The 18242-nt window shown below is 63.6% G+C and carries 17 protein-coding genes and 1 tRNA gene; 10 read left to right on the forward strand and 8 right to left on the reverse strand.

What is annotated here, in order from left to right; all coding sequences use genetic code 11:
* Positions 1-84: 84 nt before the first annotated feature.
* Entirely contained in the window at positions 85-486 is a 402-nt protein-coding gene (locus H2LOC_RS11535) for a P-loop nucleotide/nucleoside kinase family protein (RefSeq protein ID WP_136496529.1), read from the reverse strand.
* 65 nt (positions 487-551) lie between these two features.
* On the opposite strand from H2LOC_RS11535, the gene H2LOC_RS11540 reads away from it, so the two are divergent.
* The 4 genes from H2LOC_RS11540 (at position 552) to H2LOC_RS11555 (ending at position 3176) form a co-directional block, all read left to right on the forward strand.
* Positions 552-1010 (forward strand): hypothetical protein, encoded by a 459-nt coding sequence (locus tag H2LOC_RS11540; RefSeq protein ID WP_136496530.1) that lies wholly within the window; start codon positions 552-554, stop codon positions 1008-1010.
* Positions 1011-1094: 84 nt separating this feature from the next.
* Positions 1095-1544, forward strand: a complete 450-nt coding sequence (locus H2LOC_RS11545; protein ID WP_136496531.1) for a Fur family transcriptional regulator — start codon at positions 1095-1097, stop codon at positions 1542-1544.
* A 198-nt stretch (positions 1545-1742) separates the two neighbouring features.
* Positions 1743-2570, forward strand: a complete 828-nt coding sequence (locus tag H2LOC_RS11550) for a TPM domain-containing protein (RefSeq protein WP_136497085.1) — start codon at positions 1743-1745, stop codon at positions 2568-2570.
* The gene (locus H2LOC_RS11555; RefSeq protein WP_136496532.1) at positions 2571-3176 is read left to right on the forward strand and encodes a TPM domain-containing protein; all 606 of its coding nucleotides are present in this window, start codon (positions 2571-2573) and stop codon (positions 3174-3176) included.
* 361 nt (positions 3177-3537) lie between these two features.
* On the opposite strand, the gene purD is transcribed toward H2LOC_RS11555, so the two are convergent.
* Positions 3538-4815, reverse strand: a complete 1278-nt coding sequence (gene purD / locus H2LOC_RS11560) for a phosphoribosylamine--glycine ligase (protein WP_136496533.1) — start codon at positions 4813-4815, stop codon at positions 3538-3540.
* A 181-nt stretch (positions 4816-4996) separates the two neighbouring features.
* On the opposite strand from purD, the gene H2LOC_RS11565 reads away from it, so the two are divergent.
* A complete protein-coding gene (locus H2LOC_RS11565) occupies positions 4997-6241 on the forward strand; it encodes a S41 family peptidase (RefSeq protein ID WP_154331635.1) in 1245 nt (414 codons plus the stop codon).
* 116 nt (positions 6242-6357) lie between these two features.
* Here the strand turns inward: H2LOC_RS11565 and H2LOC_RS11570 are convergent, their stop codons facing one another.
* Positions 6358-7044 (reverse strand): type 1 glutamine amidotransferase domain-containing protein, encoded by a 687-nt coding sequence (locus H2LOC_RS11570; RefSeq protein ID WP_136496535.1) that lies wholly within the window; start codon positions 7042-7044, stop codon positions 6358-6360.
* A 316-nt stretch (positions 7045-7360) separates the two neighbouring features.
* A complete protein-coding gene (locus H2LOC_RS11575; protein WP_136496536.1) occupies positions 7361-7744 on the reverse strand; it encodes a YidH family protein in 384 nt (127 codons plus the stop codon).
* 141 nt (positions 7745-7885) lie between these two features.
* Between H2LOC_RS11575 and H2LOC_RS11580 the strand changes: the two genes are divergently transcribed.
* From H2LOC_RS11580 to H2LOC_RS11590, 3 genes are all read left to right on the forward strand, one after another.
* Entirely contained in the window at positions 7886-8623 is a 738-nt protein-coding gene (locus H2LOC_RS11580; RefSeq protein WP_136496537.1) for a carbonic anhydrase, read from the forward strand.
* Positions 8624-8727: 104 nt separating this feature from the next.
* Positions 8728-10380 carry an energy-dependent translational throttle protein EttA gene (ettA, locus tag H2LOC_RS11585; protein WP_136496538.1) on the forward strand — a complete coding sequence of 551 codons (1653 nt, stop codon included), beginning with the start codon at positions 8728-8730 and terminating at the stop codon, positions 10378-10380.
* A 265-nt stretch (positions 10381-10645) separates the two neighbouring features.
* Positions 10646-11140 (forward strand): hypothetical protein, encoded by a 495-nt coding sequence (locus H2LOC_RS11590; protein ID WP_136496539.1) that lies wholly within the window; start codon positions 10646-10648, stop codon positions 11138-11140.
* A 223-nt stretch (positions 11141-11363) separates the two neighbouring features.
* On the opposite strand, the gene H2LOC_RS11595 is transcribed toward H2LOC_RS11590, so the two are convergent.
* The gene (locus H2LOC_RS11595; RefSeq protein WP_136496540.1) at positions 11364-11858 is read right to left on the reverse strand and encodes a YqhG/Tai3 family protein; all 495 of its coding nucleotides are present in this window, start codon (positions 11856-11858) and stop codon (positions 11364-11366) included.
* Between the two features lie 128 nt (positions 11859-11986).
* On the opposite strand from H2LOC_RS11595, the gene H2LOC_RS11600 reads away from it, so the two are divergent.
* Positions 11987-12658 (forward strand): sulfate transporter family protein, encoded by a 672-nt coding sequence (locus H2LOC_RS11600; protein ID WP_136496541.1) that lies wholly within the window; start codon positions 11987-11989, stop codon positions 12656-12658.
* Between the two features lie 137 nt (positions 12659-12795).
* Here H2LOC_RS11600 and H2LOC_RS11605 read toward each other — a convergent pair whose 3' ends face one another.
* Positions 12796-13797 (reverse strand): complex I NDUFA9 subunit family protein, encoded by a 1002-nt coding sequence (locus tag H2LOC_RS11605; RefSeq protein WP_136496542.1) that lies wholly within the window; start codon positions 13795-13797, stop codon positions 12796-12798.
* 267 nt (positions 13798-14064) lie between these two features.
* Between H2LOC_RS11605 and H2LOC_RS11610 the strand changes: the two genes are divergently transcribed.
* Positions 14065-14149, forward strand: a tRNA-Leu gene (locus tag H2LOC_RS11610).
* Between the two features lie 201 nt (positions 14150-14350).
* On the opposite strand, the gene H2LOC_RS11615 is transcribed toward H2LOC_RS11610, so the two are convergent.
* Together H2LOC_RS11615 and amoB are read right to left on the reverse strand one after the other, a co-directional pair.
* Entirely contained in the window at positions 14351-16594 is a 2244-nt protein-coding gene (locus tag H2LOC_RS11615) for a DUF3141 domain-containing protein (protein ID WP_246206803.1), read from the reverse strand.
* A gap of 361 nt (positions 16595-16955) precedes the next feature.
* Entirely contained in the window at positions 16956-18242 is a 1287-nt protein-coding gene (gene amoB, locus H2LOC_RS11620) for a bacterial ammonia monooxygenase, subunit AmoB (RefSeq protein ID WP_425487297.1), read from the reverse strand.

Genomic DNA, 18242 nt, shown 5'->3' on the forward strand with positions numbered 1-18242 from the left:
ATTTGTCGTTCTGCTCCGGCTATATCAAAACCCTGCGGACGGCGCATGTTGCGAGGGTGACGGCGGTCCGCCGTGAGAGGGACTTCAGCCGGCGGGCTGAATGCGCCGCAATATCTCTTCGAGGCGCTCCCGCAGCACCCCGGCGCGCGCGTTTCCTTCGCAAGATCCGCGAATGACGGGAACGCCGTCTTCATCCGTCCAGACGGCGCAGGCCTCTCCAAAAGCGTCCCGTTCCTCGGGAGTGTCGAAAAGCCCGTCCGCAACCACCGGATGACCCGCCTTCGTCACCTGATCGCACAGCCAGCCGATCCTGCGGGCGCGTTCGATGGCGTCCAGACGCGAATCATCCAAATTCCGGACAATATTCGCCTTTATTTCAGTCTCGGCGAAGCGCACCGCCCCCAGGGACGCGGCGAGCGTGTCCGCGATTTCGTTTCTGCGCCGCTCGGAGCGGCCCATCACCAGGATTTTGAGGGGACCTCCCATCTATTATTTCCAGCCAGCCTTCCCGCCACATGCCTCAGAACTTAGCTCAAGCACAGAAGGCGCTTATGTGTAAACTCTCAAAGCGCGCCGCGGTTGCGGGCGCAAGTTTTGCGCGAGTGCGAAGCGGCGCGCTGGCCGGAGCCGTTCTCGTCGTGGGTCTCGCCTGCGCTTTCTCCTGTTGCGGCGCCGAGGCCCTGGAGAAAGCCGACCGCGCGGCGATCAGAGCCAAAGCGAAAAAGCCTGCGGCCCCCGCCGCCTTGCCCTGCGCCAGGGCCGGATGGAAGGACGATCCCGTCTGCTTCGGAGAGAACGATCCCGACGCCCTTCCCGTGCCTTCCGCCCAATCGGGCGCGGCAGTCAAATCCGACCCCAAACATGCGCAGGACATGTCGATAACGCCCAAGGCGGGCGCCGGCGGCTCCGATCCGCAGCCGCTTTACAGCGTCGATCCTCACGCCAATCCGTCGCCGCGCTCCAACGCCAGGGAGCTCGGCGGCGGCATAGGCGTGGGGGTTCCGTTCTGAATCTCGGCGAATTCTGCGGCTGCGGAAGCGCCGCCGCCCGAGAAGGGGTAGGTCGGACGCGCAAAGCGCGGTAGTCTTCAGCCCATGAACCCAGAGTCGAAATCCCACGGCCATCCGCCCGCCCCGCGCAGGCTGACTCCCGCCCGCCAGCAGGCTCTCGACATTTTGATCAAGGCCAACCGCCCGGTCGGAGCCTATGAAATGATCGAGCTGATGGTCGACGCCAGGGGCAAGCGGCCGGCGCCGATCTCGGTCTACCGCGCGCTCGGCTATCTGCTCGACAACGGCCTCGCCCATCGACTCGCTTCGCAGAACGCTTTTGTCGTCTGCGGGCATTCCCACGACGCCGAGGAGGCGGTCGTGTTCCTGATCTGCGAGGCATGCGGAGAGGTCAAGGAGGCGACCTCCTCGGAACTCTCCCTCGAACTCGCCGCGGTGGCGAAATCGGCCGGCTTTTCCCCGCGCACCCGCGTCGTCGAGATCGCCGGGCTCTGCGAGCGTTGCGCGGCCGGGCGCAACCCCCGCGAAAGCTGAAACGAGGGGCCTGAAGCAGGGAAATGGATGAAGGGAAGAAGTACCATGGAACGTGGGGCTCCCCATCCCTCCCCCTTGCGGGGAGGGCGGAGCGCGCAGCGCGACGGGTGGGGCATAGACGGGGAATCGCCCTGGGCCGGGACCGGCCCGGGCCATGACGGGGCTGCCGCTTTCCGCTCGAACATAATCGTTCGAGCGATGGCGAATCGCGCCTTTCGCCCGATCGCTCCGGACGCCGAAGCCGCGAAGCTGCCGGGGGTCGCGGCGCTTGCAGCAAGGCGAGCGGCCGTCGCTCTCGCGCTCATCCTCACATTTTTCCTCGGCGGCGCCTGGGCCGCTATCGATTTTCCGGCGCTGGAAGGGCGCGTCACCGATCAGGCGGGCATACTTTCGCAGCCGGTCAAGACCGCGCTGGAAGACAAACTCAAGAATCTCGAAGACAAATCCAGCATTCAGCTGGTCGTGGCGACCGTGCGCTCGCTGCAGGGATCGGATATCGAGGCATACGCCAACGGGCTGTTTCGCGCCTGGAAGCTCGGCCTCGCCAAGAAGAACAACGGCGTGCTTTTTCTCGTCGCCCCGAACGACAGAAAGATGCGGATCGAGGTCGGCTATGGTCTCGAGGGCGTGCTGACCGACGCGGTCTCCAGCGTGATCATCAGGGCCGCGGTCGCCCCGCGCTTCAAGGCCGGCGACTTCGACGGCGGCGTCGAGAGAGGCGTCGACGCCATCATCGAGGTCCTTTCCACCGACACCAGCGAATGGACGCGGCGCGCAGCCTCGCATAGCGCGTCCGACGAGCAGGACGCTCTCCTGCCGCTGCTGTTTTTCCTGCTGTTCGTTTTCATCATCATATACATGTCACGCAACGCCCGCGGCCGGGGCGGAGGCGGAGGCCCCTTCGTGATCCTGCCGCCATCCGGAGGAAGCGGCTGGGGTGGAGGATCGTCCTCCTTCGGCGGAGACGGAGGCTTTTCGGGCGGGGGCGGCTCCTCCGGCGGCGGCGGCGCTTCAGGAGACTGGTGAATGCGGATCAGCGAGGAAGACGCAAGGCGCGTCGCCCAGGCCATCCGGGAAGCCGAACGGAAAACCGCGGCCGAAATCGTCTGCGTGCTGGCGCGGCGCTCCTCGGATTACGCCTATGTCCCGGCGCTCTGGGCGGCTTTCGTCGCGCTCGCGGCGCCCTGGCCCCTCATCGCCTTCAGCCACCTGCCGGTAAGGCTCATCTTCGCGACGCAAATCGCGGTCTTCATAATCTCGGCGGCGCTGTTCTCCCTGCCCGCGCTGCGCATTGCGCTCACCCCGCGCCGCATCATGCGGGCGCGCGCCCATCGCGCCGCCGTGGAGCAGTTTTTCACCCGCGGCGTCAGCGGCGTCGACAACCGCAGCGGCGTGCTGATCTTCGTTTCTCTCGCCGAGCGTTATGCGCGCATCGTCCCGGACATCGGCGTCGCCGAAAAAATCGGCCAGGAGGAATGGCGCGGCGCGCTCGATCTGCTGCTTGCGGAAACCCGCGAAGGCCGCATCGCGGACGGCTTCGTCGCCGCGATAGAGGAATCGGCCCGGCTGCTCTCCCGCCATATTCCTCCCGGCGGAAAGGATGAATTGCCGAACCGGCTTTATCTGATGTGAGCTGATAAAGCAGCTCACATTATTCCATCCAGCCGCTTCGCGGCGATGTCCCCATCGAGGGGCTTTGCGCGGACTTAGAAAGCGCTTTTCGACGACAGCGATCTGGTTCAGCTATCGTCTTCCTGTCGGGCAATTTCGCCTGACGAAGTAGTGTCCAAAGATGAGCATAACGCTCAAAATCGAACTCCAGCGGCGGAGATGGAAATTGATCCTTTCCATCTCCTGCTAACCCGGAGGGGGTGGGAAAGGCGAAATCCTTCTCCATTTCCCGAAGGGAAAATTACGCCAGCATCTCGAATTTTCCAATGACGCCCGAGGAAGCCCTTCACGCAAGCCGGCGTCCGCCTCGCAGTGAAAACACTTATTTCCCCTCCCGCGCGACCTCGCGCCAGCCGATGTCGCGGCGACAAAAACCTCCCGGCCAGTCGATCGCGTCGACCGCGCGATAGGCCCTGGCCTGCGCCTCGGCCACTGTTCCCGCCAGCGCCGTGACGTTGAGAACGCGCCCGCCCGCGGCCTGCAATTTTCCCGCAACGACCCGGGTGCCGGCATGGGTGACGACGACATCCTCCATCGCCTCGGCGCGCTCCAGGCCGCGAATCTCCGTGCCGGTGATCGGGGTCGAGGGATAGTTTTTGGCCGCGAGCACGACGGTCAAGGCGCGGCGCGGGGAGAAACGCGGCGCGCGCCCGGCGAGAGAACCGGTCGCCGCCGCAATCATGAGCTCGAGCAGATCGTCTTCGAGCCTCGGCAGGATGACCTGCGCCTCGGGATCGCCGAAACGGTTGTTGTATTCGATCAGCTTGGGCCCTTCGGCGGTGAGCATCAGACCGGCGTAGAGCACGCCCCTGTAGGGCGCGCCGAGCTCACGCATGGCGCGCAAGGTCGGCAGAATGATTTTTTCCTGAACCAGGGCCTCGATTTGCGGCGTCACGATCGAGGCCGGGGAATAGGCGCCCATGCCGCCGGTGTTGGGCCCGACGTCGCCGTCGCCCACCCGCTTGTGATCCTGCGCGCTGGAGAAGGCGACCGCGTTCTCCCCGTCGCACAGGGCGAAGAACGACGCTTCCTCGCCTTGCAGGAACTCTTCGACCACGACCTCGGCGCCCGAGCGGCCGAAGGCGCCCGCGAACATCGCCGCCACGGCCTTTTCGGCCTCTTCCAGGCTCTGCGCCACGACGACGCCCTTGCCGGCCGCAAGCCCATCCGCCTTGACCACGATCGGCGCGCCCTGCGCGCGCACATAGTTCAGCGCGTCCGCGGCGTTGTCGAAGCGCCCGTAAGCGGCGGTGGGAATCCCATAGGCGCGGCAGATGTCCTTGGTGAAGCCCTTGGAGCCCTCGAGGCGGGCGGCGGATTTCGTCGGCCCGAAGGCGAGAATGTTTTCGGCGGCGAGATCGTCGACCAGCCCGGCGATCAGGGGCTGCTCGGGTCCGACAACGACGAGGCCGACGCCGTTGCGGCGGCAGTAATCCGCGACGGCGCGGTGATTGGCGACCTCTATTTCAACAAGCTCGCCCAGCGGGGCCATGCCCGGATTGCCGGGAGAGACGAAAAGCCGCTTCAGCCGCGGGCTCTTGACCAGGGCGTTGGCGATGGCGTGCTCCCGCCCGCCCGATCCGATAAGCAGAACGTTCATCAGCTCCCCTCAGAGCAAGTTTTTTAAAGAAGGATGCGCGCCCTCGTCGTCGGCGCCTCTGGCGATTGCATATATTTGGCGCCGCAGGAACACAACGGGCGGCGCCGGTCGCGTCGCCGCTAGAAATGTCGCAAAGCTCAGGCAGAGGCGCGAAGAGAGTTTCGGTCGAGGCGAGTCTTAAATGTCTTTTGGAAAATCCTTCGCGGTCCTTCTCGCGCTGCTTCTCGCCTGCGACGGCGCCGGCGCGGCGGCGAAAGCCCCCCGTCGTCCTGCCCCGAAGGCCGCGCGCGCCCTGCCCTTTCGGATCGACGCCGGCCGCATTCTGCTGGAGGCGACGTTCAAAACTCCGGACGGAAAAGACCGCAAGGCGCTGGTCTGGTTCAACATGGGCATGAAGGCCCCCATCCTGACCAAAGCCCTATACCGCGAGCTGGGCTTGGCCGAGGGCGCGCCACTGCGGCTTATCGTCGGCGACAAGATTCTCGAAGCGGGGCCCGGCGAGGCCACTGAGGGCTACGCCGGCTTCGGCGGGACCGATTTTTCCAATAATTTCGGCCCCCACCCGGTCGAAGCGATGCTGCCTGCCCGGCTGTTTCTCGATTACCGGCTCACCCTCGATTACAACAAGAGCGTCTTGTCCTTGTCGTCGCCCGACGGCCCTCCGCCGAAGGGCCCTTCCGCGCCGATCGCCGTCAACCCCGAGACCGGGCTCGCCAGCGTCGAGGCGATGATCGACGGGCACGCCTACGCCTTCGTCATAGATGCGGGCTCCGGCTACAGCTGGATGCGGGGGGCGGTTCTCTCCTCCTGGCTCGAAGCTCACCCCCAATGGCGCCGCGCCGAAGGCGCGATGGGCCCGGCGAATTACAACATGCTGGATTTCGATTTCGAAAAGCGCGGAACCCTCGCCCGCCTGCCTGTGATCATGATCGGCGACATCGAACTGAAGGACGTCGGCGTGCTGGGCACAGCGCCGACCCCCCTGGGCGCCTTCGTCGACGGCGTGTTCGGCGATATTTTTTGGGACAATTGGCAAAAATCCGCTGCCGCGCCCGTGGTCGGCTGGCTGGGGCAGAACGCTTTCTCCCGCTATGAGCTCACCATCGACTACCCCAACAAAATCTCTTATTGGCGGGCCACAGGGCCTGGCGACGCCGAAGATCTCGACAGCCCCGGCGTCACGCTGGTGCGGCGCGAGGGGCGCTACTTTATCGGCGGGCTGGTCAAAACCGAAGACGCCGCTGCGCCCCAAGGCGTCGCCCTCGGCGACGAGCTTGTGGCCGTGGACGATCTCTCCTTGAGGGACGCCTCCAAAGGCGCTGTGCTTGCGGCCCTGCATGGAAAACCCGGCGAAAAGCGCCGGCTCACTTTGTTTCGGGATGGCGCAGCCCGAACGGTCGAAGCGCCGGTGCTCGATCTGCAATGATTGAATAAACCAGCGCACGAAGATCCACATTGCGAGCGAAGCGAAGCAAATAGCCTTTAATGGAAATGACATAGCCCGCAACGACTCCGTCGCCGGGGGGATATGCGCCAGTTTGATTATTTCTTCTTGCTCAGCGTTTCAATCAGAAGCCTCGCGGCGGGGCCCGACGAAGCCGGATTCTGCCCCGTGATCAGCCGGCCGTCGGCGACCGAATGCACCCCCCAGTTCCTGACCTTGGAAAAAACGGCGCCGAGGCCCATCAATTCGTCCTCGACCAAGAAAGGCACAATCCTGGTCAGGCCGACTTCTTCTTCCTCGCCATTGGTGAAGCCGGTCACGGTCTTGCCCGCAACAAGCGGCTTGCCGTCGGGGGTCTTGACATGGCGCAACGCGCCGGAAGCGTGGCAGACCAACGCAACGGTCTTGCCGGCGGCCAGAAAGGATTCCAGCAGCTTGATCGAATACTCGTCTTCCGCGAGATCCCACATCGGCCCATGACCGCCGGGATAGAAGACAGTATCGTAGTCTTCCTGCCTGACGCTTTCGAGCCGCGCGGTGACGGCGAGCTCGGCGTTGGCGTCGGCGTCCTTCTCGAACCGACGGGTGATATCGGTCTGAAAGCCCGGCTCGCTGCTCTTGGGATCAAGCGGCGGACAGCCGCCCTTTGGCGATGCGAGGGTGATCTCGGCGCCGGCGTCCTTGAAGACATAGTAAGGAGCCGCAAGCTCCTCCAGCCAGAAGCCGGTCTTGCGTCCCGTGTCGCCGAGCCGGTCGTGAGACGTAAGCACCATCAGGACCTTCATGACGCGCTCCCTTCCCCAGTGGCGCATTCGGCAAAAGTTGAGAGACTTTTGCGAGAAGAATGCGCCCAATCTTTTGATCTTGCGCGATTTCTTGTCGCTCGAACGATCATAGGGCGTCCTTTTGGACGCCCGTCTTACATGACGGGCTATAGGGCGTCCTTTTGGACGCCCGTCCTACATGACGGGCTATGTCGAGCGGAAAGCGCGCTAAAAGCCCGCGAGGATATGTGGCTGCGCTCTGCGCCCCGGCAAGGATTTGGGACGGTTGCGGAAGGGGAGAATTTTGCGGGCGCGGCGCGCGCCGCAAGCTTCAGCGCTATCCCAAAGCCGCATAGGCGCTGAACGCCGCGACGGCCAGAAGAGTGACGATCAACAGATAGAACTCCGTGCGCTCGATTCCATCGCGCGCGATATCCTCCTGAGCCGCAAGAAGCCGTTCGGTGCGCAAAAAGCGCAACACCGAGAGGCCGACCAGCGCCACCCCGGCGAGGACCAGCGCGAGCCCGCCGAGCCGCCCGAAGACGCCGGAAAGCCGGTGATGCAACGCGCCGGGCTCGGTCCCGAAGGTCGTCGCGACGGTCGCTAGAAAAAGGCTGAATTTCTCAATGACGAAACCCAGCGCAATGACGGCGACGCCGGTCCTGACCCAGGCCAGAAAGGTGCGCTCATTGGCTGCGCGGTCGGTGTAATTCTTGATCATCCGGGCCTCCGTCGTCGGGGCCAGAGCCAAGCCCCCGGTTTCAAAGCAGACCGCCTGAGCTATAGTCTATGGCGCGATCTATTAAGCAGTTCCTCGCCCGCCGGCGCGGCGGGAACGGGCTGACGACGGGGACGAAACAGCATGTTGCACAGACGCAAATTTCTCCTGGGCCTGATGGCCTGTCCCCTCTGCGCCAGGGGCGCCGTCGCGGAAGGGCCCCATTGGGAATATGAAACGCCGGGCGCATGGGGCGAACTCGATCCCGCGTACAAGGTCTGCGCCGTCGGCCAGGAACAGTCCCCGATCGACCTCAAGGACGCGATTTCCGCCGATTTCGGCCGCATCGCCATCGACTGGAAGCCGCAGGCCTTCCCCATTCTCAACAATGGCCACACCATTCAGGCCGACGCCGGGCCGGGCGCCGGTTCTCTGCGGATCGGCAAGGAAAAATACGAACTCAAGCAGTTCCATTTTCATACGCCCGCGGAGCACGCCGTGAACGGGAAGCTCGCCGCGATGGAGGTCCATTTCGTCCACGCCCGCGCGGATGGAAAACTCGCCGTGGTCGGGGCCTTTCTGAACGGCGGAGGCAAGAACTCGGCCTTTTCGCGCATCATGAAAGCCGCCCCCACGACGCAGGGCGAGGCCCGGCTCGACAAGCCCTTGAACCCGCGCACGCTGGCGCCGGCGCAAGGGCCGATCTTCCGCTATGAGGGCTCGCTGACCACGCCGCCCTGCTCCGAAATCGTCGACTGGAACATATTCGCCGCTCCGGTCCGGGTCGCGCAGGCGGACATCGACGCCTTCCGTAAAATATTCCCCCACAACGCCCGGCCGCTGCAGGGCCTGAACCGGCGGTTCGTGCTGCGGGGAAAATAAAGTTTCCGGCGCCGTGAGTTCCCGCTGTGGAAACAACTTCCCACGGCGCCCGGAAATGCACTAAACACGGCGCCAGCGAGTTTCCTTTTTGCGGGATCGATCCGATGGCGCGTCAATTCGTCTACCATATGCAAGGCCTGACCAAGACCTGGCCCGGCGGCAAGAAGGTGCTGGAGAACGTCAATCTCTCCTTCTACCCCGACGCCAAGATCGGCGTGCTCGGCGTCAACGGCGCGGGTAAATCCACCCTGCTGCGCATCATGGCCGGCATCGACAAGGAATTCACCGGCGAAGGCTTCGTCGCCGAAGGGGCTCGGGTCGGCTATCTGCCGCAGGAGCCGCAGCTCGATCCGACGCTGGACGTGCGCGGCAATGTCATGCTGGGCGTGAAAGCCAAGAAGGACATTCTCGACCGCTATAACGATCTCGCCATGAATTACTCGGACGAGACCGCGGACGAAATGACCCGGCTGCAGGACGAGATCGAATCTCAAAACCTGTGGGACCTCGACAGCCAGGTCGACCAGGCCATGGATGCGCTGGGCTGCCCGCCCGACGACGCCGACGTGAGCAAGCTCTCGGGCGGAGAGCGCCGCCGCGTCGCTCTGTGCCGCCTGCTTCTGGAGCAGCCCGAGCTGCTGCTGCTCGACGAGCCCACGAACCATCTCGACGCCGAGACCGTCAACTGGTTAGAGGGCCATCTGCGCAACTATCCGGGCGCCATTCTGATCGTCACCCACGATCGCTACTTCCTCGACAATGTAACGGGCTGGATTCTGGAGCTCGATCGCGGCCGCGGCATTCCCTATGAGGGCAATTACACCAGCTGGCTGAAACAGAAGCAAAAACGCCTTTCGCAGGAGAGCAGCGAGGAAAAAGCCCGCCAGCGCGCGCTCGACGCCGAAAGCGAATGGATCGCCGCCTCGCCGAAGGCGCGTCAGGCCAAATCCAAGGCCCGCATCCAGCGTTACGAGGAATTGGTGGCCAAGAGCGCCGAAAAGGCGCCGACCACCGCCCAGATCATCATTCCGGTGGCGGAGCGCCTCGGCGACAATGTCATCGAGTTCGACCACATCGCCAAAGGCTATGGCGACAAGCTGCTGATCGACGATCTCTCCTTCAAGCTGCCGCCTGGCGGCATTGTCGGCGTGATCGGACCCAACGGCGCCGGCAAGACCACGCTGTTCCGCATGATCACCGGACAGGACAAGCCCGATAGCGGCAGCATCACCATCGGCGACAGCGTGCAGCTCGGCTATGTCGACCAGTCGCGCGACGCGCTCGACGACAAAAAAACCGTGTGGGAGGAAATCTCCGGCGGCAATGAAGTGATCTATCTCGGCAAGCGCGAGATCAACTCCCGCGCCTATTGCTCGAACTTCAACTTCAAGGGAGCCGACCAGCAAAAGAAGGTGGGGAGCCTTTCGGGCGGCGAGCGCAACCGCGTGCATCTCGCCAAGATCCTCAAGAGCGGCGCCAATGTTCTGCTGCTCGACGAGCCGACCAACGATCTCGACGTCGACACCTTGCGCGCGCTGGAGGAAGCGCTGACCGATTTCGCCGGCTGCGCCGTGGTGATCTCGCATGATCGCTTCTTCCTCGACCGCGTCGCCACCCATATGCTCGCCTATGAAGGCGACTCCCATGTGGAATGGTTTGAAGGAAACTTCGCCGATTACGAGGAAGACAAGAAGCGCCGCCTCGGGGTCGATTCGGTCATCCCGCACCGGCTGAAATACAAGAAGTTCGCGCGGTAAGCGTGCGCCCCTCGTCCCGAGGAGCCCGCAACGCGGGCGTCTCGAAGGACGGGGAAACAGCGATCGCGCGTGACTTACGGCCGCGCCAGCTTAGCGCCGCGTGAATGCAGCCCCATCCCTCCCCCTCGCGGGGAGGGCGGAGCGCGTAAGCGCGACGGGTGGGGGGCGAGAACCCAAGGCACGGCTTCGCTGAACCGCTTTGCAGATGATGGCGCCGCCTGTCTATTGTGCTCCGATTACACCTGCTTCGGACAGGAGCGCATAGATGCCAAAAGGCCTGCTGATCGTAGGGCCATTTTCCACCGATCCTGAACCTGATCTAGAATATTCGGGATTCGACGGAGAGTTTTGGCCAGGTGTTCCGCAAACCGACCCTCTACTTGAGCTGGGCTTGGCCCCTTTTGATGCAATCAAGAGCATAAAGAAGCTCGCGGAAAAATGCCTTGGCGGCAGGCTGATCGCAATATCCGAGAATCAATGCTTTTCCGAAGAGAACTTCAACTTCTGCGGGTTCGACGTCGGCGTGCTAGAAAGCACCTACGAACATTTCTCTTTTATTCTCAACGACATATTGAATCATGACGGCCTGCTCAGATCCGAAGCGCCATCTTTAAACGAGCGCCGGCTCTTCCAGACGGAGGCCGATGCCATGCAATTTGTGAATGCGCGATTGCGGTCCCCGGCATGCACTCGGCGCTTGGAGCCCACAGAGGGGCAAAAGGTTCGGGTTTTCCCGATATGGCTCTGGCGGCATGGCTGATCATCTTCGTCTGGTCTGAGGGGAGTTTTGCCGATTCTCCTTTGTGGTCGCTGCGGCTCGCGGCGCCGCCGGCTCTTTCCCCTCGCCGTCCTGCTCGGAGCGCGCAAGCGCGACGGGTGGGGGTTCGAGGGCCAAAAGCGCGGCAGCCCTCCCCGCGAGGGGGAAGGATTCGCGCCCTAAAGATTGGAGGAGTGCGAGGCTGCGTTTCGAGAATCGAAGGCCCTCACTCCCCCTTGATGATCTCCCTCAAATCCCATTTCTCGCCCGAGGCGTCGCCGGCGATGTCGTCGAGCTTCCACGCCGCGGCTTCTTTTTTGAACAGGTAACGGACCGTCGTCCGAGTCTTGGCGGCCTGTTCCTGCTTGAAGCTCGCCGCGACGGTCGCGTCCTTCGCCTCTTCTTTCTCGGTTTCGATCTTCAGGTCGATGACGCTCGGATCCTGCGAATTGGTGATGGGATCGAAATCGAGAATGGGCTCGTTGAGCTTTTTGGAGCGCCGCTCCATCGCCTCCATGGCCTTGCGCAGCGACGGGGTGAACTCGGCGCGAACGCCGCGCTGCTGAAGCGGCGAGGCGGCCGAGTAATCGCCCTTCGGCCCCGCCGCCAGCCGGTAGATCTCCACCACCATCTCGCGCGGCGATTTTTCCGCCAGCGCAGGAGAAACGCACAGCAGCGCCATAAGCGCGCAAACAAAGGCGCCGATGATCGGTTTGTTCATGAGAAGCCTCGCTTCGCTTGGAATTCGTAAGGCTACGATCGAGCCATTTCCGGGTCAAACGCCGCCCGCTTGCGCTTGCTGCGCTGCGGCGCCATGTCCTTGCCATCGCAACTGAACTGGACCAACCGATGTTCGAAGCCGCGCTCGCCGCCCTGCATCAGATTCTGACCCCGCCGTTCCGCTCGGTGCTCTATAAAAGCCTAGGCCTCACGCTGCTGCTGCTTGCGCTCGCCTGGGCCGGGCTCGACAAGCTCGCCCTCTCCCTGGTGGCGGTCGATCACCCGCTGCTGCACAGCATCCTGACCTTCGCCACGGGCGCGGGACTGGTGATCTTTCTCGCCTTCCTGATCGGGCCGGTTTCGATCCTGGTCACGGGATTTTTCATCGACGATCTCGCCGCCCATGTGGAGCAGGAAATCTATCCCATGGGGCGGATCGGCAGGCCTGTGCCCGCAAGCGCCGCGATCGGCATGACGCTGCGATTCGCGCTGGTGTCGGCGGCGGTCAATTTCGTCGCGCTGCTGCTGCTTCTCGTGCCGGGAATCAACGCCGTGGCGTTTTTTCTGGCCAACGCCTATCTGTTCGGCCGGGAATATTTCGCCTTCGCCGCGACGCGCTTCCGCAGCGCCGCCGAGGCCGACGACATGCGCCAGCACTATATGCCGCGGATCTTTCTGGCCGGTCTGCTGATCGCGGGCTTTGTGGCGACGCCGGGGCTCAATCTCCTGACCCCGATGTTCGCTACCGCCTTCATGGTGCGCATCCACAAGAAGCTCTCGCCGGAGCTTTCGGAGCCTTGAGCGCAATCCGAGCGCTTCAGGCGGATAATCGGCATTGCGCCGTCATCGCGGAGCGCAGCGACGTGGCGATCTAGGGTGCTGACGCGACTCTGGATCGCTGCGCCTGCGGCTCGCGATGACACCGGCGGCGCCCGAAATTACGAGCGCTGGTCCTGATACTGGCCGGTCTTGCGATAGCGATAGAGATAGGTCGGGGCGATGGCCTCGATGGTCTCGGGCGTGATGCCGAGGCCTTCCAGCGTGCGGCCCTCGGCCTTCGCCTCGTTGGAGACGATATTGTCATACTTGAGCAGCTCGACCTGATCCCCGGTCATGCGCAAAAGCTTGGGATACAGGCCCAGCGACAGGCCGGTGAGGAGGCTGCTGATCGCTGCGACAAGCTTGCCGGTCGAAAATGAGAGCTTCGCGACCCTGCGGTCGCGCTCGGTGACGGCGAGCACATATTCCACCAGCGATTCGAAGCTCTTCACCTCCGGCCCGCCGAGTTCGTAGATCGCGCCCTTTTTGGTCTGGCCCGAGAGAGCCAGAGCGACCGTGCGCGCGACGTCGCCGACATAGACCGGCTGGAACCGGGTCGCGGCGCCGACCACCGGCACGGCGGGGAAGAACCGCGCCATGGTCCCGAAGCGGTTGAAGAAATCGTCTTCCGGTCCGAAAATGACCGACGGGCGCAGAATCACCGCCTCGGGCACGGTCTGGAGCACGGCGGCCTCGCCCTCGGCCTTGGCGCGGGCATAGGCCGAAGCGGAATGCGGGTCCGCCCCGATGGCGGAGATGTGAACCAGATTGCTTATGCCGGCGTTCTTGCAGGCCTCGGCGACGGCGCGGGCGCCCCGGGCCTGAACGGCGGAAAAGCTCTGCTTGCCGCCTTCGGCCAGGATGCCGACCAGATTGACCGCGGCCTCGGCCCCGCGCAGCGCGGCGGCGAGCGATTCGGGATTGCGAACATTGGCCTGGACCATGGCGATCTGGCCCGGCCCGCCGAGCGGCTGCAGGTGAAACGCGAGGTCGGGACGACGGCAGGCGACGCGCACGCGCCAGCCCTGCAGCGCCAGAGCGCGCACGACATGACGGCCGACAAATCCCGAGCCGCCGAAAACCGTCACCAATCGCCCAGTCCCCACGCGCTCCGTGTTCATCGTCCGCCTCTTCGCTTTGACCAGTGTTCCCTCGGCGCATCGAACGTCGCCGGCATGACTTGCGGCGCTGGCGCGCTCGCCGCCGCAGGAATCGCGCGGGCCGCAGGACATCGCGCCGAGCTCTTTCGCCCGGGGCTTTGCGGCCGCAAACGCCTCCTCGACCTTTGCGGTATGCGCTTAGCGCGTTTTGCCCCGGAAGGGAATGCGTCAATAAAAGCGATTTCGCGATTGACAGGGGGAGTCCCGCCCCTTAGAAAGCGCCTCAAGGCCCAGGTGGCGGAATTGGTAGACGCGCTGGTTTCAGGTACCAGTGGTGAAAGCCGTGGAGGTTCGAGTCCTCTCTTGGGCACCATCTAACTCAATAGCGCGAGTCGGCGCGGGAACAGGCGGATCACTCCGCTGAACAGGCGTCGACGGGATCTGCAGAACCGGCAGATTTCCCCGCAAGCTCTCCCTATCCCCGACATTGCGGCCTTCGGCGCAACAAGGCGAAGGGCGCCTACCGCGCTTCCGGTTTGGGGGGCGCTCGCGGGCGGGGAGCAGGCGTTTCCCATCAAGCCTCTTGACGATCGTGAAGCTCCGCAGGCGAAGCCTTCCCCAAAAACAAGCGGCTTATTTCCCGAAACTTCTCCATCTCCCCTGCGTCGGGCTCGCCATCCCCGGAAACCACCCGATAGATCGCCGATAAAATCTCGGCGCGACGGCCGGAGTCCTCGGGCAGGATTTCAGCGATGGCGGCGACGGCTTTCGTCTCGTCCGCGCGCAGCAGCTCGGCCTGCCTGCGAATGATTTCCCTGATCTTCGATAAGGGAGGACGCGCGGCTTCGGGGACTGCGTTGCGCAGCGCCTCCAGGGCGTTGAACTGGCGTTCGTCGGCGCCGCCGCTCGCCAGAACATAAAGCAGGGCGCGCATTCCGGCTTCGATGAAGCCGCCGCGGGTCATATCGGCCAGCGCCTGCGCGTGGGCGGCTTCCAGATCTATGTCGCCGCGCGACGCTCGCGCCGCTCTCGGTTGAGAGGAACCGACTCCGACGACGGCCTGCAGCAACGGAGAACCATAGACGTCGAGGAATATCGCCTCCGTGACGGCCTCGCGCGCCTTGGCGAATATCTCCAGATTCACGACGATCGAGGTCGACGCCATCTTTTCCAGCGCCAGAAAAGGATTGACGGCTTCAACGGGATGACGGTCGCCCCGGATCGTCTCGGCCGCCTTCGCCACCGGCGCCATGAGCGGGTTGCTATCGGAAAAGACGCGAAACATCACCCGATTGGGATGCAATTGCCGCAGAAATTCGGCCATGGCCGGATCGACCAGCGCTTTCACCCAGGGCTGAAGAAATGCGCGATAAAGTTCGCGGTTGATTTCCGAGACCCGCGCCGCGGTTTCAAAACGTCGCTCGTCGGCAGCGTCATTGCCGCCGAGGGCGCGGATGTCGTCGAGCGTCCGCGGTTCGAGCTTCGCGATATAGTCTCCGGAGATCAGTTGGGGATTCGCCTCGGCTCCATCGGCCCTCGTCAGGATGATCTCGTAAAGCCCGCTCGGCATGACGTCGACGAGATCGATGTTGAAGACGAATTCGGCGTGCTCCTTGGTCGCTACCCTGGCCGAGACGAATATTCCGAGATGCCCGATGTTTTGGTGCAGCGAGTAGATGATCGTCTGGCCATTCGCGACGATGGCGTCCACGTCTTCATATAGGTCGAGAATCCAGTCGAGCGCCTGCTGTGGCGGCGTGATGTCGTCGCCGAAGGAGCAAAAGACGATGATCGGCGATTTGACCTTGCGCAGATCGATGCGTTCGCCGTCGTGCGTTGCGATCTTTGCGGCCGCGAGGCGATTGCCGATGAATAATTCATCGACGATGAACCGCATTTCTCCGGCGTCGAGCAGAATGGGATTGCCCCACCATTTTTCGAAGTCCAGAAAGCGCTTCGCCTCCGTGTCGACATTGGCGTAGACGTTGTAGGGCTTTTTCCAGAGAGTGTTGGCGGGGTTGTTGGACTCGAAATTCGAAATCAGCCAGGCGCCGTCGAAAATCCCGTTTCCGATATCCCCCATCAACCAGGTGAGCCAGCCGCCGCCGAGCAGCCCGCCGAGATAGCGCATCGGATATATGCCCCGCACGCCGGCCCAGTAGGACAGCGGCGTTCCGGCGACGAGGATGGGCCCTGCGAGTTCGGGCTCCATCGCCGCCATCATCAGTATCTGCCATCCAGCCTGGCAATTGCCGATCAGCGCCGGCTTGCCGTCCGCCTCCCTGTGGCGGTCGGCGACGAAACGCACGAAATAGGCCTCGGCGCGGCAGACGTCCTCGATCGTCTGTCCGGCGACGGGCTGCGGCAGAAAACCCACAAAGTAACAGGGGTGGCCGGCGCCGAGGGCGACGCCGATTTCGCTGTCGTGTTTCATCCCTCCGATCCCCGGGCCATGCCCCGCCCTGGGATCGAACACGATGAAGGGACGCTTGCCGGGATCGGTCTCTACCTCTGGAGGCGGAATGATGCGGAGAAGGCCGTAATTGACCGGTCTCGGCAGCATTCGACCGTCGACCAGAACCACGAAATCGAAGCTCAGCACATGCGGCGCCGCCTTGGCGCTCTGCTCGCGATAATCCTCGCCGCGCCTGCGCAGGACATCGAGATAGAGGAGAGAGCGCTCGCAGGCGTCTCTGTAATAGCTCCAATAATAGTCGCCGACAGCGCTCCACCAGTACATCGCGGCCTCCCTGTCGCCTCGCCGCCGAGCGCCGATGATCGAAGCTGCGATGGGCGAAGCGCCGAACGGCGGCCTCACAGCGGCGACTGCGCCGGAAGCGAGAGCAAGTCTAGTATCCGGGTTGCGGCATTTTCGTGAAGGTTCTTTTCCGCAATGTCGACGGGCGCTCGGGAAAAAACGCGTAAACCGGCGACATCGACTGCGGGCCGGAAGATGGAAATTCGGGTCGCTCGCCGGTCGCACATCGGGCCAGCGGAGCGGAGCGCGGCAGGGTAAGGGAGCGGAGCGCGGCTCCCAAAAAAAAGGCCCGTCCGGAGTGCGGACGGGCAAGTCTAGCGACACCACGCGAAGAGAAATGCGTGAGTAGATACGAAGGCAAGCTGGTCGGTAGATGGAGCAAGCTCGTAAGCTTGCTCCCATGTCTTGGGTCTCGCGACGCTTAGAGCGAAGCGCCGGCCTGGAAGCGCGGGATCACCGGGCCGCCGATTTCGACCTTTTCGCGCTTGCCCGACGGCGAGAACAGGAACAGCAGACCGCCGAACTGGCTGTCGGTGTCGTAGGCGAGGTCGGACAGACGCTCGATGTCGAAGCGGGCATCCTGAACGACCACGACCACATCACGGGTTTCGCCGGGGGCGATCGGGGTGGGATCGTTCACCGACAGACCACGGTCAGCCATCAGATATTCCGGGAACTCAGGACGGGTGGTGAACACTTCCGGGTTCAGGAAGCGCAGGCCGGCGGTGGTGAATTCGCCGATCTTCAGCGGCTCGTTGCCACGGTTGGTGATCTTGAGGTTGATGCTCAGCTCACGTCCCGGGACCTTGTAGCTGCCGCCGCCGAAGCGAGCGGAAACAACGGAAGCCGGCTCGTCGATCGGACCGATGCCTTTCAGCAGACCGGCCTGCATCGGCAGGGTGCGCGGGAATTCCGAGTTCGCCTTGGCGTAGAAGAACAGCAGGGCGAGCATCGAAACCGCCAGCCAGATGCCGCCGAAGCGCTTGTCAGCCGGGGTGATGATCTCATTGCCCTTGCCGGCGGCGACCTGCCAACCGCGAGCGATGATGCCCTTCTGCATGAACCAATAGATGATCCAGGCAGCCGCGGCGGCCATCCAAATGAAGTGGTAGGTCATCGTCCAGGTGATGCCGTAGGTTTCGATGTCCACGGTCGAACCGTCGAGGAGCGTCACCGGGTTGGTGAAGTCCTTCATGTCGCCCTTGATCTCGACCCACTGGCCAGGACCGACGATCGGGCCGCCGTCCTTGACGTTGATCTGAACATGGACGTGGAAGCGGCCCTGGCGACGCGCCTTCAGCAGGATCCTGTACTCGTAGTCCTTGCCGACTTCGAGCGAGAAGGTGCGCGGGGTGGGGACGCCGCCGACCCAGGAGGCCTTGCGGACGAGAACCGGACCCGGCTCGCCGACGTTGAGGAAGGCTTCCTCCGGCTTCGCGACGGCCTGCGGCCAGCCCGAGAAGACGTGAACCTTGCCGGTGAGCTCCATCTCTTCATTGACGTTGAGGGTCGTCTTCGACCACTTGACGTCATACCAGTTCAGCGTGCGCATGCGGAGGAACGCCTGCTGCGAGCGCTCGCCGTGGGCGCTGGCGGGCGTGACCGGCAGGGTCGTCGCCGCAATCGCCGCCGCCAAACCCAGGGTAATGGCGCGCACGGAACGCGCCCCCATGAATTTGGCGAAGATTTCGCCGATAGATAGTGCCAT

The sequence above is a fragment of the Methylocystis heyeri genome (assembly GCF_004802635.2).
Lineage (GTDB): Bacteria > Pseudomonadota > Alphaproteobacteria > Rhizobiales > Beijerinckiaceae > Methylocystis > Methylocystis heyeri.

What these genes read in the sequence shown, in the direction of transcription:
- H2LOC_RS11535 (WP_136496529.1), bottom strand. Translation starts at nt 486, where the DNA reads ATGGGAGGTCCCCTCAAAATCCTGGTGATGGGCCGCTCCGAGCGGCGC.
- H2LOC_RS11540 (WP_136496530.1), top strand. Translation starts at nt 552, where the DNA reads ATGTGTAAACTCTCAAAGCGCGCCGCGGTTGCGGGCGCAAGTTTTGCG.
- H2LOC_RS11545 (WP_136496531.1), top strand. Translation starts at nt 1,095, where the DNA reads ATGAACCCAGAGTCGAAATCCCACGGCCATCCGCCCGCCCCGCGCAGG.
- H2LOC_RS11550 (WP_136497085.1), top strand. Translation starts at nt 1,743, where the DNA reads ATGGCGAATCGCGCCTTTCGCCCGATCGCTCCGGACGCCGAAGCCGCG.
- H2LOC_RS11555 (WP_136496532.1), top strand. Translation starts at nt 2,571, where the DNA reads ATGCGGATCAGCGAGGAAGACGCAAGGCGCGTCGCCCAGGCCATCCGG.
- purD (WP_136496533.1), bottom strand. Translation starts at nt 4,815, where the DNA reads ATGAACGTTCTGCTTATCGGATCGGGCGGGCGGGAGCACGCCATCGCC.
- H2LOC_RS11565 (WP_154331635.1), top strand. Translation starts at nt 4,997, where the DNA reads ATGTCTTTTGGAAAATCCTTCGCGGTCCTTCTCGCGCTGCTTCTCGCC.
- H2LOC_RS11570 (WP_136496535.1), bottom strand. Translation starts at nt 7,044, where the DNA reads ATGAAGGTCCTGATGGTGCTTACGTCTCACGACCGGCTCGGCGACACG.
- H2LOC_RS11575 (WP_136496536.1), bottom strand. Translation starts at nt 7,744, where the DNA reads ATGATCAAGAATTACACCGACCGCGCAGCCAATGAGCGCACCTTTCTG.
- H2LOC_RS11580 (WP_136496537.1), top strand. Translation starts at nt 7,886, where the DNA reads ATGTTGCACAGACGCAAATTTCTCCTGGGCCTGATGGCCTGTCCCCTC.
- ettA (WP_136496538.1), top strand. Translation starts at nt 8,728, where the DNA reads ATGGCGCGTCAATTCGTCTACCATATGCAAGGCCTGACCAAGACCTGG.
- H2LOC_RS11590 (WP_136496539.1), top strand. Translation starts at nt 10,646, where the DNA reads ATGCCAAAAGGCCTGCTGATCGTAGGGCCATTTTCCACCGATCCTGAA.
- H2LOC_RS11595 (WP_136496540.1), bottom strand. Translation starts at nt 11,858, where the DNA reads ATGAACAAACCGATCATCGGCGCCTTTGTTTGCGCGCTTATGGCGCTG.
- H2LOC_RS11600 (WP_136496541.1), top strand. Translation starts at nt 11,987, where the DNA reads ATGTTCGAAGCCGCGCTCGCCGCCCTGCATCAGATTCTGACCCCGCCG.
- H2LOC_RS11605 (WP_136496542.1), bottom strand. Translation starts at nt 13,797, where the DNA reads ATGAACACGGAGCGCGTGGGGACTGGGCGATTGGTGACGGTTTTCGGC.
- amoB (WP_425487297.1), bottom strand. Translation starts at nt 18,242, where the DNA reads ATGGCACTATCTATCGGCGAAATCTTCGCCAAATTCATGGGGGCGCGT.